General features: G+C 75.2%; 14 protein-coding genes and 1 riboswitch. Of the genes, 6 read left to right on the forward strand and 8 right to left on the reverse strand.

Translation table 11 applies throughout. The features are described from left to right. The first annotated feature begins 20 nt into the window (after positions 1-20). The 5 genes from KPF22_RS18435 (at position 21) to KPF22_RS18455 (ending at position 5,033) form a co-directional block, all read left to right on the forward strand. Positions 21-1,250: a precorrin-3B synthase gene (locus KPF22_RS18435; RefSeq protein WP_224402794.1), complete on the forward strand. Its 1,230-nt coding sequence runs from the start codon at positions 21-23 to the stop codon at positions 1,248-1,250. Further along, positions 1,247-1,888 carry a precorrin-8X methylmutase gene (locus tag KPF22_RS18440; RefSeq protein WP_224402978.1) on the forward strand — a complete coding sequence of 214 codons (642 nt, stop codon included), beginning with the start codon at positions 1,247-1,249 and terminating at the stop codon, positions 1,886-1,888. Before KPF22_RS18435 ends, KPF22_RS18440 begins: the two co-directional genes overlap by 4 nt. Next, a complete protein-coding gene (locus KPF22_RS18445) occupies positions 1,885-3,441 on the forward strand; it encodes a precorrin-2 C(20)-methyltransferase (RefSeq protein WP_224402795.1) in 1,557 nt (518 codons plus the stop codon). Before KPF22_RS18440 ends, KPF22_RS18445 begins: the two co-directional genes overlap by 4 nt. Positions 3,442-3,499: 58 nt before the next feature. Further along, the gene (locus tag KPF22_RS18450) at positions 3,500-3,955 is read left to right on the forward strand and encodes a GNAT family N-acetyltransferase (RefSeq protein ID WP_208819573.1); all 456 of its coding nucleotides are present in this window, start codon (positions 3,500-3,502) and stop codon (positions 3,953-3,955) included. A 61-nt stretch (positions 3,956-4,016) separates the two neighbouring features. Beyond that, a complete protein-coding gene (locus tag KPF22_RS18455) occupies positions 4,017-5,033 on the forward strand; it encodes an alcohol dehydrogenase catalytic domain-containing protein (RefSeq protein ID WP_224402796.1) in 1,017 nt (338 codons plus the stop codon). A gap of 51 nt (positions 5,034-5,084) precedes the next feature. On the opposite strand, the gene KPF22_RS18460 is transcribed toward KPF22_RS18455, so the two are convergent. Continuing rightward, the gene (locus KPF22_RS18460) at positions 5,085-5,840 is read right to left on the reverse strand and encodes a cobalt-precorrin-6A reductase (RefSeq protein ID WP_224402797.1); all 756 of its coding nucleotides are present in this window, start codon (positions 5,838-5,840) and stop codon (positions 5,085-5,087) included. 18 nt (positions 5,841-5,858) lie between these two features. Here KPF22_RS18460 and KPF22_RS18465 point away from each other — a divergent pair, with 18 nt between their 5' ends. Beyond that, positions 5,859-6,521: a haloacid dehalogenase type II gene (locus KPF22_RS18465; protein WP_208819570.1), complete on the forward strand. Its 663-nt coding sequence runs from the start codon at positions 5,859-5,861 to the stop codon at positions 6,519-6,521. 42 nt (positions 6,522-6,563) lie between these two features. On the opposite strand, the gene KPF22_RS18470 is transcribed toward KPF22_RS18465, so the two are convergent. The 7 genes from KPF22_RS18470 to KPF22_RS18500 form a co-directional block, all read right to left on the reverse strand. Next, positions 6,564-7,736, reverse strand: a complete 1,173-nt coding sequence (locus tag KPF22_RS18470) for an ROK family protein (protein WP_062404671.1) — start codon at positions 7,734-7,736, stop codon at positions 6,564-6,566. A 1-nt stretch (position 7,737) separates the two neighbouring features. After that, complete coding sequence (locus tag KPF22_RS18475) at positions 7,738-9,240, reverse strand: ABC transporter permease (protein WP_208819569.1); 1,503 nt, start codon at positions 9,238-9,240, stop codon at positions 7,738-7,740. Then, complete coding sequence (locus tag KPF22_RS18480) at positions 9,240-10,013, reverse strand: ATP-binding cassette domain-containing protein (protein WP_100880336.1); 774 nt, start codon at positions 10,011-10,013, stop codon at positions 9,240-9,242. The genes KPF22_RS18475 and KPF22_RS18480 overlap by 1 nt, the downstream gene beginning before the upstream one ends. 74 nt (positions 10,014-10,087) lie before the next feature. After that, a complete protein-coding gene (locus KPF22_RS18485) occupies positions 10,088-11,236 on the reverse strand; it encodes a sugar ABC transporter substrate-binding protein (RefSeq protein WP_208819568.1) in 1,149 nt (382 codons plus the stop codon). 251 nt (positions 11,237-11,487) lie between these two features. Next, the gene (locus KPF22_RS18490; protein ID WP_224402799.1) at positions 11,488-12,216 is read right to left on the reverse strand and encodes an ABC transporter ATP-binding protein; all 729 of its coding nucleotides are present in this window, start codon (positions 12,214-12,216) and stop codon (positions 11,488-11,490) included. Then, the gene (locus tag KPF22_RS18495; RefSeq protein ID WP_224402800.1) at positions 12,213-12,980 is read right to left on the reverse strand and encodes an ABC transporter permease; all 768 of its coding nucleotides are present in this window, start codon (positions 12,978-12,980) and stop codon (positions 12,213-12,215) included. The genes KPF22_RS18490 and KPF22_RS18495 overlap by 4 nt, the downstream gene beginning before the upstream one ends. Beyond that, entirely contained in the window at positions 12,977-14,002 is a 1,026-nt protein-coding gene (locus tag KPF22_RS18500) for an ABC transporter substrate-binding protein (RefSeq protein ID WP_224402801.1), read from the reverse strand. The genes KPF22_RS18495 and KPF22_RS18500 overlap by 4 nt, the downstream gene beginning before the upstream one ends. After that, positions 13,994-14,107: riboswitch (TPP riboswitch) on the reverse strand. It overlaps the preceding gene by 9 nt. Between the last annotated feature and the right edge of the window lie 30 nt (positions 14,108-14,137).

A 14,137-nucleotide genomic window follows, 5' to 3' on the forward strand; every position in this document is an offset into this window, starting at 1 on the left:
GGATGCCTACAGTGTCCGGCGTGCCGTCGCCGACCACCCGTACCCGCGCCGACGCCTGCCCCGGCGTCGTGTCGCCGCACGCGGCGGCGGACGGGGCCCTGGCGCGGGTCCGGCTGCCCGGCGGGACGGTCACCGCGGCGGCGCTGCGTGCGGTCGCGGCGCTGGCCCGCGACGCCGGCGACGGCGCCGTCCACCTGACCTCGCGCGGGAACCTGCAGCTGCGCGGCCTCGACCCGGCCGACCCGCGCCCGGTGGAGCGGCTGACGGCGGCCGGGCTGCTGCCGTCGAGGACCCACGAGCGGGTCCGCAACGTGCTGGCCTCCCCCCTGTCGGGGATCGACGGCGGCCTCGCCGACGTCCGCGGCCTGGCCACCGTGCTCGACCGCGGCCTGTGCGCGCGCCCCACGCTGTCGGCGCTGCCCGGCCGGTTCCTGTTCGCCCTCGACGACGGCCGCGGCGACGTCGCCGCCGAGCGCCCCGACCTGTGCTGGCGGGCGCGGGGCTCCGACGGGGGCGAGCTGGTCGTGGCGGGCGAGACGACCGGCCTCTCCTGTCCCCCCGCCGAGGCCCCCGTGCTGCTGCTCGACGCGGCCGCGGCGTTCCTCGACCTGCGGGCCGCCCACAGCGCCGACCCGGCCGCGCGGGCCTGGCGCGCCGCGGAGCTGCCCGGAGCCGCGACCGGGATCCCGGCCCGGCTCTCCGGCCGCAGGACGACGCCCGCGCCGGGACCCGGAGCCCGGTCCGCGGGCGACACCGGTGGTCGATCGGCACGTTCCCGCCGCGCGGAGGGCGCGAACGTGCTCGTCGGCGTGTCCGACGGCGGAGCACTGGGCGTCGCGCCCCTGCTCGGGCAGCTCTCGGCCGCGCAGCTCGACGTGCTGGCCGGTGAGGCCCCGGGGCTGCTGGTCACCCCGTGGCGCACCCTCGTGCTGCCCACCCCGGCAGCCGGTGCCGCCGACCGGCTGGCCGGGGCGGGACTCGTCGTCGACCCCGGGCACCCCGCGCTGCGGGTGAGCGCCTGCGCCGGATCGCCGGGCTGCGCGAAGTCCCTGGCCGACGTGCGTGCCCATGCGCTCGATCTGATCGGCCGGGGCGGCCCGCGGACGGGCGCGGGGCCGGACATGCTGCACGTCGTCGGCTGCGCCCGCCGCTGCGGCGCCCCGCACACCGCGCACCGCGTCGCCGTGGCCACCGGGCCGGGCACCTACGTCATCGACGGACACACGATCACGACCGAGGAGCTCCGCTGAGCGGGTACGACTACATCACCGACGGCAACGAGATCTACCGCCGCTCGTTCGCGACGATCCGCGCGGAGACCGACCTCTCCGGACTCCCGCCCGGCGTCGACGACATCGCCGTCCGCATGATCCACGCCTGCGGCCAGGTCGACCTCGTCGACGACATCGCCGCCTCCGACGGCGTCGTCGCGGCCGCACGCGCCGCGCTGCGGGCCGGTGCCCCGATCCTGTGCGACGCGATGATGGTCGCCTCCGGGGTGACCTCCGCCCGGCTGCCCGCGGACAACGAGGTGCTCTGCCTGCTGCGCGACGCCCGGGTGCCCGACCACGCGCGCCGGATCGGCAACACCCGGTCCGCGGCCGCGCTGGAGCTGCTCGCCGACCGCTTCGAGGGCGCGGTGCTCGCGATCGGGAACGCCCCGACCGCGCTGTTCCACGTGCTGGACCTCATCGACCGCGGCGACGCACCCCGCCCGGCCGCGGTCATCGGCATCCCGGTGGGGTTCATCGGCGCCGCCGAGTCCAAGGCCGCCCTCGCCGAGCGGACCGACCTGGAGCACCTCGTCGTCCACGGCCGGCGTGGCGGGTCGGCGATCACCGCGGCGGCGCTGAACGCGTTGGCCCACGAGCAGGAGATCATCGCGTGACAGGCACCCTCTACGGCGTCGGCCTCGGTCCGGGCGACCCCGAGCTGACCACGATCAAGGCCGCCCGGCTCGTCCGCGACGCCGACGTGATCGCCTACCACTCGGCCCGGCACGGCCGCTCCATCGCGCGCCGGATCGCCGAACCGCACCTGTCGGGCACCGCGATCGAGGAGGCGCTGGTCTACCCGGTCACCACCGAGGCCACCGACCACCCCGGCGGCTACCAGGGTGCGATCGACGCGTTCTACACCGAGGCCGCCGCCCGGCTCGCCGCGCACCTCGACGCGGGCCGCGACGTCGTACTGCTCGCCGAGGGCGACCCGCTCTTCTACGGCTCCTACATGCACATGCACAAGCGGCTGGCCGGGCGCTACCCGACCGAGGTCGTCCCGGGCGTCACCTCGATCAGCGGCGCCGCCGCGGCGATCGGGCAGCCGCTGGTGGAGCGCGACGAGGTGCTCACCGTGCTGCCGGGCACGCTGCCCCGCGAGGAGCTCGCGAGGCGGCTCGCGGGCACCGACTCGGCGGCGGTGATGAAGCTCGGGCGCACCTTCACCACGGTCCGCGGGGCGATGGCCGACGCCGGCGTGCTCGACCGCGCCCGCTACGTCGAACGGGCCACGATGGAGGGCCAGCGGACCGGCCCGCTGTCCGACGTGGACCCCTCGGACGTGCCCTACTTCGCGATCGCCCTGGTCCCCGGTGAGGTCGCCGCCTCGGTGCCCGAGGAGGCCGTCGCGTCCGTCGTGGAGCCCGCAGGCGCGGCGGCCGAGGAGCGGTCGGTGCGCGGGCCGGGTGAGGTCGTCGTGGTCGGGACCGGTCCCGCCGGGCGGGACTGGCTGACCCCGCAGGTCGCCCGCGCCCTGTCGGAGGTGGACGACCTCGTCGGCTACGGCCCCTACCTGGACCGGGTGGCGCCGAACCCGCGCCAGACCCGGCACGCCTCGGACAACAGGGTCGAGTCCGAGCGGGCGGCGCACGCGCTGGACCTGGCCGCCTCGGGGCGGCGGGTCGCCGTCGTCTCCGCCGGGGACCCGGGGGTGTTCGCGATGGCGACCGCGGTGCTGGAGGTGGCGGCGGAGCCGAAGTACCACGACGTCCCGGTCCGGGTGCTGCCCGGCATGTCCGCGGCGCAGGCCGTGGCGGCCGCCGTCGGTGCCCCGCTGGGGCACGACCACGCCCTGATCTCGTTGTCCGACCGGCTCAAGCCGTGGGACGTGGTCGCGGACCGGCTGCGTGCCGTGGCCGCGGCGGACCTGGCGATCGCGATCTACAACCCGCGCTCGAAGGCCCGGCCGTGGCAGGTCGGCGCGGCCCGTGACGTGCTGCTGGAGCACCGTGCACCGGAGACCCCGGTGGTGCTGGGCCGCGACGTCGGCGGCGCCGGGCAGCGGATCGTCGTCACCACGCTGGGCGAGCTGGACCCGGAGCAGGTCGACATGCGCACCCTGGTGGTGGTCGGCTCGTCGACGACCCGGGCGGTCGAGCGCGGCGGCGCGACCGTCGTGTTCACGCCCCGGCACTACGGCCCCGGCGGCACGACGACCGACTGACCACATCCGCCGGTTGTCGACATCCTGACGGATGCCGGTTCCGCGCTAGCGTCACGCCGTGCAACTGCAGGTGCGGCGCTTCGGGCCCGACGACTGGGAGCCGGCCCGCGCAGCCCGGCTCGCCTCGGTACGGGACGGCTTCGGTGAGGACAGCGACTTCTACCGCGAGCAGGCGGCCATGGAACCGGCCGCCTGGCGGCTGGTCCTGGCCGAGCACGTCCGTTTCGGCGCCTTCGACGGCGACCGGCCGGTCGGCACCGCCTGCTGGCGGGCCGGTGACGACGGCGACGGGCAGCTCTACGGCATGTGGGTCCATCCCGACGCGCGCGGGACCGGGCTGGCCGACGCGCTCGTCGACGCCGTCGTCGCGGCCGCGCGTGAGCTCGGCTCGGCCACCCTGTCGCTGAAGGTCGAACCGGGCAACGCCCGGGCGATCGCCTTCTACGTCCGCACCGGTTTCGTCGCCGACGGCGACCCCGGCCCGGGGCTGGTCGTCATGACCCGCCCGGTCTGACCGCGTCGGCGAGCCCCGGCAGGGCCGTCAGCCCGGTCAGGCCCGCTGGGAGGATCGCCCCATGCGAGCAGTACGGATCACCGCGTTCGGCGCGCCGCCCGAGGTCGTGGACCTGCCGGACCCCACCCCGCCCGCGGGTGGGGTCGTCGTGCGGGTGGAGGCGACCGGGCTGTGCGCCAGCGACCGGTTCGCCTGGGCCGGGCACGACGGTGACGTGACGCTCCCCCACGTGCCCGGCCACGAGCTGGTCGGGCACGTGGTCGCGACCGGCGCCGGGGTCACCCGGTTCCGGTCCGGTGACCGGGTCACGACGCCGTTCGTCTGCGGCTGCGGTGTCTGCCCGGACTGCCGGGCGGGCCGCGCGCAGGTCTGCCCGCACCAGCAGCAGCCCGGGTTCACCCACGACGGGTCCTTCGCCGAGCTCGTCGCGCTGCACCACGCCGACCACAACCTGGTGCCGGTCCCCGACGACACCGACGCCGCCGGCGCCGCACTGCTCGGCTGCCGGGTCGCCACCGCGCACCGGGCGCTCGTCGGGCGCGGCCGGCTGACCTCCGGGGAGCGGGTCCTCGTGCTCGGAGCGGGTGGGGTCGGGCTGGCCGCGGTGCTGATCGCGTCGGCTCTGGGCGCCGAGGCGGTCGTCGCGGACCCCTCGCCCGCGGCGCGGGCCCGGGCGGTCGGGCTGGGCGCGGTCGCGGCGGTGGACACCGCGGACGGCCCGGACGCGGTGCGCGGGGCCGTCGGCGACGGCGGCGCCCGCCTCGCGGTGGAGGCCGCGGGCCGCGCGGACGCCCTGGACCTCGGCGTCCGGTCGCTGCGCAGGCAGGGGACGCTGGTGCAGGTCGGTCTGCTCTCCCGGGAGCCGGTGGTGCCGGTGCCGCTGATGATCGCGCACGAGCTGACCGTCACCGGCAGCCACGGCATGGCCGCATCGGACTACCCGGAGCTGATGGCGCTCGTCGCCGACGGGCGGCTCGACCCGGGCCGGCTGGTCACCCGGCGGGCCGGGCTGGACGCGCTCGCCGGGGCGCTGGCCGCGGCTCCCGAGCCGGGCGGGATCCTCGTCGGTCTGCCGTGAGACCCGGCCGCGGCCCGCTCGGCCCTCCCGGTGCAGCCGGTCCCCGGGTGATCAGTCCCCGAGCAGCCGGGCCAGCGCCGCGTCCACCGTGGGCTCCACCGCGACCCCGCCGGGCAGCGGCGGCCGGTCGACGACGAGGACCGGCACCCCGCGCTCCCGGGCGGCGGTGAGCTTCGGCGCGGTCGCCGCACCGCCGGAGTCCTTGGTGACCAGCACGTGCGGGACCACGGCCCCGAACAGGGCGCGCTCGTCGTCGAGGGCGAACGGGCCCCGGTCGAGCAGCAGCTCGTGCCGGGCGGGCAGCGGGCCGTCGGGCGGGTCGACCGCGCGGATCCAGAACGCCGCGTCGACAGCCGCGAAGTGCGCCAGTCCCCCGCGGCCGGTCGTCAGCAGGACCCGCCCGGCCGGGCCGGGGAGCAGGCCGGGCAGCGCGGCCGCCGCGGCGGCGACCGAGGCGACCCGGTGCCACCGGTCCCCCGGACCGGGCGTCCAGCCCGGCCGGCGCAGCACGACCAGCGGCACCCCGGTCCCCGCGCAGGCGGCGGCCGCGTTCGCGGTCATCGTCGAGGCGAACGGATGGGTCGCGTCGAGCACCGCCACGACCCGCTCGGCGCGCAGGTGCGCGGCCAGCCCCTCGGCACCGCCGAAGCCGCCGATGCGGACCTCGCCGTCGGGCAGGGCCGGGCTGCGCACCGCCCCGGCCAGCGACGACACGACCCGGACGTCGTCCCGGCCTGCCAGCGCGGCGGCCGCGGCCCGGCCCTCGGTGGTACCGCCGAGGACCAGCACCGTGCGGGGAGCGCTCACACCCGTCAGGGTAGGGGGATGGCGATCACGACCGTGGTGTTCGACGTCAACGAGACCCTGTCGGACCTGGCCCCGATGGGGGCCCGGTTCGCCGCGCTGGGCGCTCCGGAGGGGCTCGGGCCGCTGTGGTTCGCCGCGACCCTGCGCGAGGGCATGGCGCAGGCCGCCGGTGGGGAGCTGACGCCCTTCGCCGAGCTGGCGACGGCGACCGCGGCCGGGCTGCTGCGCCGGCACGGCGTCGCCGACCCCGACGCGGGCGCGCGGCACGTCGTCGACGGGTTCCTGGAGCTGCCGGTGCACGACGACGTCCACGGCGGGGTCGCGGCACTGCGGTCCGCGGGGCTGCGGCTGGTGACGCTGTCGAACGGCGCCGCGTCGGTGGCCGAGCGGCTGCTCGGCGACCACGGCCTGCGCGAGCAGTTCGACGCGGTGCTGTCGGTGGAGGACGCCGGGGTCTGGAAGCCGGCTCCCGCCTCCTACGCGTACGCGCTGCGGGCCTGCGGGGTCGACGCGGCCGAGTCGGTGATGGTCGCGGTGCACCCGTGGGATCTCCACGGCGCCGCCCGGGCCGGGATGGCGACGGCCTGGCTGGACCGCCACGGCGACACCTGGCCCGGGTACCTCACCCCACCGACCTTCACCGTCGGCGCGCTGCCCGAGCTGGCCGGCCACCTGGCCTGAGCCCGCGGGACGCCGGGAGCGGCGCCGTCCGGCCCGCTCCCGTCAGACCGCCGCCAGGACCGGCTCGAACGCGATCTCGGCCGCGCCGACCAGCGCGCCGTCGCGGCCGAGCGGAGAGACCGCGAGCCGGGTCCCGCCCGCGGCCCGGCTCACCAGGCTGCGCCGGCGCAGCTCGGACCCGATCCGCTCGACCACCGAGGGCGGCAGCGCGCCGAACAGGTCGCCCAGCACGACGAGCTCGGGGGCCAGCATGTTCACCACGGTGACCAGCCCGGCGGTCATCCACCCGGCGTAGCCCTCCAGCAGCCGGTCGGCCCGGCCCGGCACGACGGCCAGGTCGCGCAGCTCCGCGACGAGCACCCCGCGCGGGGTGTCCTCGGGCAGGCCGAGCGCGCGGCACAGCGCGGGCTCGCCGACCTCGGTCTCCCAGCAGCCGTGCGAGCCGCAGAAACACTCCCGCCCGTCCGGGCGGACCATGAGGTGGCCGAGCTCGCCGACGTAGCCGCCGGTGCCGCGCAGCGGCTGCCCGCCGGACACCACGCCGCCGCCGACGCCGACGTCGGCCGAGAGGTAGACCATGTCGGCGACGTCGCGGCCGATCCCGCGCAGGTGCTCGGCGAGTGCGCCGGCCTCCGCGTCGTTGGCGACCTGCACCGGCCGGGCGAGGACGGCGGCGAGCCGGGCCCCCAGCTCGACGTCGCGCCAGCCGAGGTTGGGCGCCTCGTGCACGAAGCCGTCGGAGCGCCGCACGACGCCGGGGACCGAGACCCCGACCGCCTGCTCGGCGACGCCCAGCTCGTCGCGCAGCAGGGCGGCGGACTCGGCGAGGTGGGTGATCACCTCGCCGGGCAGCCGGGTGGTGCGGTGCAGGTTCCAGCTGTGCCGGCCCAGGATCTGGCCGCCGATGCCGACCATCGCCAGCGCGACCTGCTCGACCCGGATGTCGACGGCGAGCACCACCGCCGCCTGCGGGTCGGGCAGCACCAGCAGCGACGGCCGCCCGGCCCCGGAGCGCTGGGCCGGGACGGCCTCGGTGACGACGCCCGCCTCGGCGAGCCCGTCCACCACCGCCTTGATCGTGCTGCGGTTGAGGCCGAGCTCGCCGGCCAGCGTCGCGCGGGTGCAGGGACCCTCGACGTGCAGCCGGCGCAACAGGACGGCCCGGTTGTGCCGGCGCGCGTCGTCGGGTCGGGTCCCCGATCCGGGCTGGGTCATGTCACCGGCCGCTGGCCGCCGCCCGGCGCCGTGACGCCACGTCGACACCGGCCGCGAGCAGCAACACCAGGCCGGTCACCACGAACACGACGGCGGCGGGCTGCTTGAGCAGGCCCAGACCGTTCTGCACCGTGGCGAGCACCGTGCCGCCGATGACGGCGTTGCTGATGCGGCCGCGGCCGCCGAACAGCGACGTGCCGCCGATGACCGCGGCGCCGACCGCGAACAGCAGGGTGTTGCCGCCACCGGCCGCCGGGTTCACCGACCCGATCTTCGACGAGTAGACGATCGCGCCGATCGCGGCGAAGGCGGTGGAGATGACGAACACCGACGCCCGGATGCGGGCGACGTCGATGCCGGCCCGGCGCGCGGCCTCCCGGTTGCCGCCGACGGCGTAGACGTGACGGCCGAACCGGGTCCGGTCGAGCACCCAGGTGCCCGCGACGAGCAGCACCAGCACGACCGGGACGACGTAGGGGATCCCGGCGATCGCGATGACGCCGGGCGAGCGGTCCTGCACGAGTGCGAACGTCACCAGCCCGCCGAGCACCACCACCGCTCCGATCTTGAGTGCGACCAGCCCCGTCGGCGGCGCGACCAGCCCGCCGCGGAGCCGGGTCCGCAGGCGCACCACCTGGACGGCCGCGTAGCCGCCGGCGACGACCACGAACAGCACCCAGGACGCCGTGACCGAGAGATTGCCGTTCGCCACGGCGTTGATCAAGGGGTCGCGCAGCGCGATGGTGCCGCCGTCGCCGATGAGCTGCAGGATCACGCCCTGCCACGTGATGAACAACGCCAGCGTCACGACGAACGACGGCATCCCGATCCGGGCCACGAGGAACCCGGTGAGGCAGCCGATCACCACCCCGACGCCGACGGCGAGCCCCATCACGGTGAACGCGTTCGCCGGTACCCCGATCACGAGCACGACCGCGGTGAGCAGGCTGATCACCGACCCGGCCCACACCCGGACCAGCGCGGCGAGCACGGCACCGGCCAGCATCACCGCCACCAGCAGCACGAACACGGTGGTGCCGGTGGCGCCGAGCACGTTGCCGTCGCTCATCAGGTGCAGCGCCATCAGCGCCGCCGCCAGCCCGGACGCCGTACCGGCGGCCAGGTCGATCTCCCCGGTGAGCAGCACGAACACCAGGCCCATCGCGATGATGGTCGGGCCGGCGCCCTGCTGGAGCAGGTTCGCCAGGTTGAGCAGGCTCGGGAAGGTGCCGCCCGAGTCCAGCACGCTGAACAGCACGAACAGCGCGGCCAGGCCGAGCAGCGCCGGCAGCGAGCCCAGGTCACCGCCACGCAGGCCGCGCAGGTACGCCGTGATCGCCTCGCGGGTGGTGCGGGCGGTGGTGTCGATGCCGAAGTCGGCGGCCCGGTTACCGGGGTTCGCCCGGCGGGCCGCGCTCTGCTCCTGCTCGGGCGCGGGCGTCCGTTCGGTCACGGTGTCTCCTCCCGGGCCGGCGGGGCCGGACGGATCGGGGTGGGGGGCCATCAGGTCACCGCCTGCTCGGGCCGCGGCAGCCCGAGCTCGCCGGAGCGGCCCGCGGTGATGAGCTGGACGACGTCGGAGTGGGTGACCTCGCGGGTCGGGACCTGCGCGACCATCCGGCCGAGGTAGAGGCAGGCGATCCGGTCGGACACCTCGAACACGTCGGCCATGTTGTGGCTGATGAGCACGACGCCGAGGCCCTGCTCGGCCAGCCGTCGCACGAGGTCGAGCACCTGGCGGGTCTGGGCGACGCCGAGCGCCGCGGTCGGCTCGTCGAGCAGCACGACGCGCGAGTCCCAGAGCACCGCCTTGGCGATGGCGACGGTCTGGCGCTGCCCGCCGGACAGCGACGCGACCGGGGTCCGGACCGAGGTGACGGTGCGGACCGAGAGCGACGCGAGGGTGTCGCGGGCGGCCTGCTCCATCGAGCCCTCGTCGAGCATCCAGGAGCGGCCGCGCTCGCGGCCGAGGAACATGTTCTGGACGATGTCGAGGTTGTCGGCCAGCGCGAGGTCCTGGTAGACGACCTCGATGCCGAGCCGGGATGCGTCCGACGGCCCGGCGACGGTCACCGGCGCCCCTTCGAACAGGACCTCGCCGGAGTCGATCGGGTGGATACCCGCGACGCACTTGACCAGGGTGGACTTGCCCGCGCCGTTGTCGCCGACGAGCGCGGTGACCTCGCCGGCGCGCACGGTCAGGTCGACGTCGTGCAGGACCTGCACGGCGCCGAAGCTCTTCGACACACCGCGCAGGGAGAGGATGGGGTCGGCCACTTCGGGCACCTTCCACGTGGGCGTCGGCCGGGCCGCGGCGGGGTCTCCGCCGCGGCCCGGTCCGGCTGCGGGTCCTACTTGATGCCGAGCTGGCCGCAGGCGGCCTGGGTCTCGGCGTTGCAGATCTCCGAGGCCTTGACGTAGCCGGCGTCGGTGACCTTCTTGACCGAGTCCTTGGTGATGAGCTGCGGCTCGAGCAGCACCGACTTGACGTCGCGGTTGCCCTTCGGGTCCTCGACCGTCTGGGTGGCGACGCCGTCGGCGGCCGCGGTGTCGCCCTTGGCCAGGGCACCGGCGAGCTTCGCGGCGGCCTCGGCCTCCTGCTCGATCGGCTTGAACACCGTCATGTACTGGTCCCCGCGCAGGATCGCGGCGAGTCCGTCGGCGGTGGCGTCCTGGCCGGTGACCACGACCTTGCCGTTCAGGCCGTACTTGGCCAGCACCGTGACGATGGCGCCGGCGAGGCCGTCGTTGGCGGCGACGACGCCGTCGACCTTGCCGCCGTTACCGGTGAGGATCTGCTCGAAGGTGGTGCCACCGACCTGGTTGTCCCACTTGTCGATCTTCTGGCTCTGCACCAGCTTCAGCGCCCCGGACTCGTACTTGGGCTTCAGCACGGTCTGCTGGCCGTTGTAGAACAGGGTCGCGTTGTTGTCGGTCGGCGCGCCCTCGATCTCGATGACCTGGGCGCCCGGCTTGTCGCCGATGCCCTGGACCAGGCCCTCGCCCTGCAGGGCGCCGACCTTCTCGTTGTCGAAGGAGACGTAGTAGTCGCTGACGCCGCCGAGGTTGAGCCGGTCGTAGTCGATGACCGGGATGCCCTGGGCCTTGGCCTTCTGGGCGACGGCGGTCCCGCCGTCGCTGCTGATCGAGGCGATGATCATGACCTTGACGCCGCTGGAGATCATGCCGTCGGCCAGGGTGGAGAACTTCTGCTCGTCACCCTGGGCGTTCTGGATGTCGGGGTCCATGCCCTGGGCGCGCAGCGCCTTGTCCAGCATGGGCTTGTCGAAGCCCTCCCAGCGGGCCGAGGAGTCGGTCTCGGGGAGGATCACCCCGACCTTCACCCCGCCGCCGGACCCGCCGGACCCGCCGCCGGCGGCCTCCCCGCCGCCGCCGGCGCTGTTCTGTCCGCAGCCCGCGACGGCCAGCAGCAGGCCGAGACCCGCCGCCGCGACCGCCCGACGCAGCCGGGGACCGCGCCCCGTGTTCCGTGCCCCCATCGGGGTCTCCCTCCACCACGTTGTGGACCGCTCGCATGATCACGAACGGGTGAATGTTGCGAGCGCCAACGTATTGGGCGGAACCGGTTCTGCGACAGCCTTCTGAATCGAGAGAGTTCCCCTTCTGACATCACGATCCGGTTACGAACATCGACTTTGTTGCCCTGCGGCACGATCCGGACGGCCGCAACGGCACCGGAACGCAGTGGCGGGCGGCGACCACCGGTCCCTGCCCCCGGGGTCGATCCACCTCAGCCGCGCAGGGTCTCCAGCAGGTCCGCCTCGACCGCGGCCAGGGTCGGGTCGGTACGGTTGCGCGGCCGCCCGGCGTCGACGACGACCTCCCGCACCACGGTCGCCGGGCGCGGCGAGAAGACCAGCACCCGGTCCGAGAGCAGGACCGCCTCCCGCACGTCGTGGGTGATCAGGACCGTCGTCCAGCCGTAGCGGGCGCGCACCGACTCCAGCCAGTCCTGCATCGCGGTCCGGGTGAGCGCGTCCAGCGCGCCGAACGGCTCGTCGAGCAGCAGCACCTCGCGCCCCCCGACGACGGTGCGCAGCAGCGCCGCGCGCTGGCGCATGCCGCCCGACAGCGCACCCGGGCGGGCGTCCTCGAAGCCGGCGAGCCCGAACGGCTCGAACAGCGCGCGGGCACGCTCGCGGGCCTCGCGGCGCCCCACGCCGGCGACCTCCAGCCCGAGGGTGGTGTTGTCGAGCACGGTGCGCCACGGGAACAGCAGGTCCTGCTGGGGCATCAGGCCGAACGGGGCGCCGCGCACCGGGCCGCCGTCGACCTCGATCCCGCCGGTCACCGTCGCCCCGTCGAGGATGCCCGCCAGGGCCCCGAACAGCGTCGACTTGCCGCATCCCGACGGCCCGACGAGCGACACGAACTCCCCCGGCGCGACGTCCAGGCTCACCCCGGACAGCACCGGCAGGTCGCCGTAGGAGACCGACAGGTCGCGCACCACGACCTTCACCGCGCACCGTGCCCGTCGTGGTCGGCCACGTACCAGGGCGTGACCAGGCGCTGCAGCAGGAAGGTCAGCGCGAACAGTGTCACCGACAGCACCGCGGTCACGCCGACGGCGGCGAGCACCAGGTCGGTGCGGAACTGGTTCTTCTGCAGCTGCATGAAGATGCCCAGGCCGGCCCGGGCGCCGACGTACTCGGCGAAGATCGCCCCGGTGACGGCGTAGGTGATCGCGATCCGCAGCGCCGTGAAGAACGACGGCAGCGCCCCGGGCAGCCGCACGTAGCGGAACCGCTGCCAGCGCGAGGCCCCCATCGACCGCAGCAGCGCGGTCGCGGACCGGTCGGTCGCGGCGAAGCCCTCGATCAGCCCGACCGCCACCGGGAAGAACGTCACCAGCGCGATGACCAGCACCTTCGGCAGCAGGCCGAACCCGAACCAGATGATGAGCAGCGGGGCGATCGCGACCACCGGCAACGTCTGCGAGGCCACCAGCAGCGGGGTCAGCGCCCGGCGCAGCCACGGCGAGAAGTCCACCGCGACCGCGGCCGCCCAGGCCAGCGCCATCGAGACGGTGAACCCGATCAGCGTCACCTGGACCGTCGGCAGCGTGTTCGCCCACAGCTCGGCCCGGAACGCCCAGCCCTGCTCGACCACCCGCAGCGGCGAGGGCAGTAGCTGGGGGCGGGTGCCGGCGACGGTGACCGCGACCTGCCAGGCGACCAGCAGGGCGGTGACCAGCGCCGCGGCCGGCCACAGCCGGCGGATCACGGTGCCAGGTAGTCGTTGGTGAACCAGGTCGAGAAGTCCGGCTTCTGCCGCACCGGGGCGCCGTCCGGCCCCGCGACGGTGCCCGTGTCGTAGAGGAACCCGGAGAACCCGGCCCACTGCTGCGGGGTCTGGAACCCGACGCGGCCCTGCGTGTCGCGCAGGAAGCGCTCGCTGAGCATCTGCGCGCCCCGGTCGACCAGCGCGTCGGAGGTGAAGGCTCCGGGGTTGGCCTCCTTCAGCATCCGGGCTGCGGTCGCCGGGTCCTGCGCGGCCAGCGCATAGCCCTTCTGGACGGCCTGCACGAACGCGCGGGCCCGGTCGGGGTTGTCACGCAACCAGGTCGAGTTGCCCAGCAGCAGCACGTTGTAGGAGTCCGGGAAGCCGTAGTCGGTGTAGCGGAAGGTGCGGATCGGCTCGCCCCGAAGCTGCGCCTCGATGCCCTCGACGTTGACGAACGGCTCGGTGAAGTCGGCCTGGCCGGAGTAGAGCGCCTCGTAGGCCGCGGTGGACAGGACCTCGGTGCGGAAGTCGCCGCGCCCGCCGTCGGCCCGGATCACGGCCTGCATCTTCTGGTTCTCACCGGGCCCGCCGAACCCGGCGTAGACCTTGCCGTCGAGGTCACGCGGGCGCCGGATGTCGGTGCGGTCGGAGCGCACCGCGATCTCGGTCGCCCAGTGCTGCAGGATCGCCATCACCGAGGTGATGTCGGCGCCCGCGGCCTTCGAGAACGTGAAGGAGTCCTGGAAGCCGATGCCGAAGTCCGCGGCGCCGGAACCGACCAGGGTGTCCGGTGAGGTCTGGTTGTAGGGCAGGAACTCGACGTCGAGGCCGGCGTCGCGGAAGTAGCCCGCCTGCTGGGCGGCGAACAGCCCGATGTGGTTGGTGTTCGGCGTCCAGTCCAGGGCGACGCGGATCGGCCCGCCCCCGGCGGGGCCGCCGGGGCCGTCGGCCACGGCGCAGCCGGACAGGGCCAGCGCGAGCGCCAGCGCGACGGCGAGCGGACGGAGAGCACGTGACAACACGGAGCGGCCTCCCTACGCCGGTGTGACCCGGATCAGGTTCGAACGGTCGGCGGCCGGTCCTGCCGCCCTCTCAGCCTCGGTGCGCGGGCTCCCGCGGTACGTCCTCCGAACCTTACGCGGCCCACCCGGTCCTGC

The organism is Pseudonocardia sp. ICBG1034 (assembly GCF_020131375.1).
GTDB lineage: Bacteria > Actinomycetota > Actinomycetes > Mycobacteriales > Pseudonocardiaceae > Pseudonocardia > Pseudonocardia alni.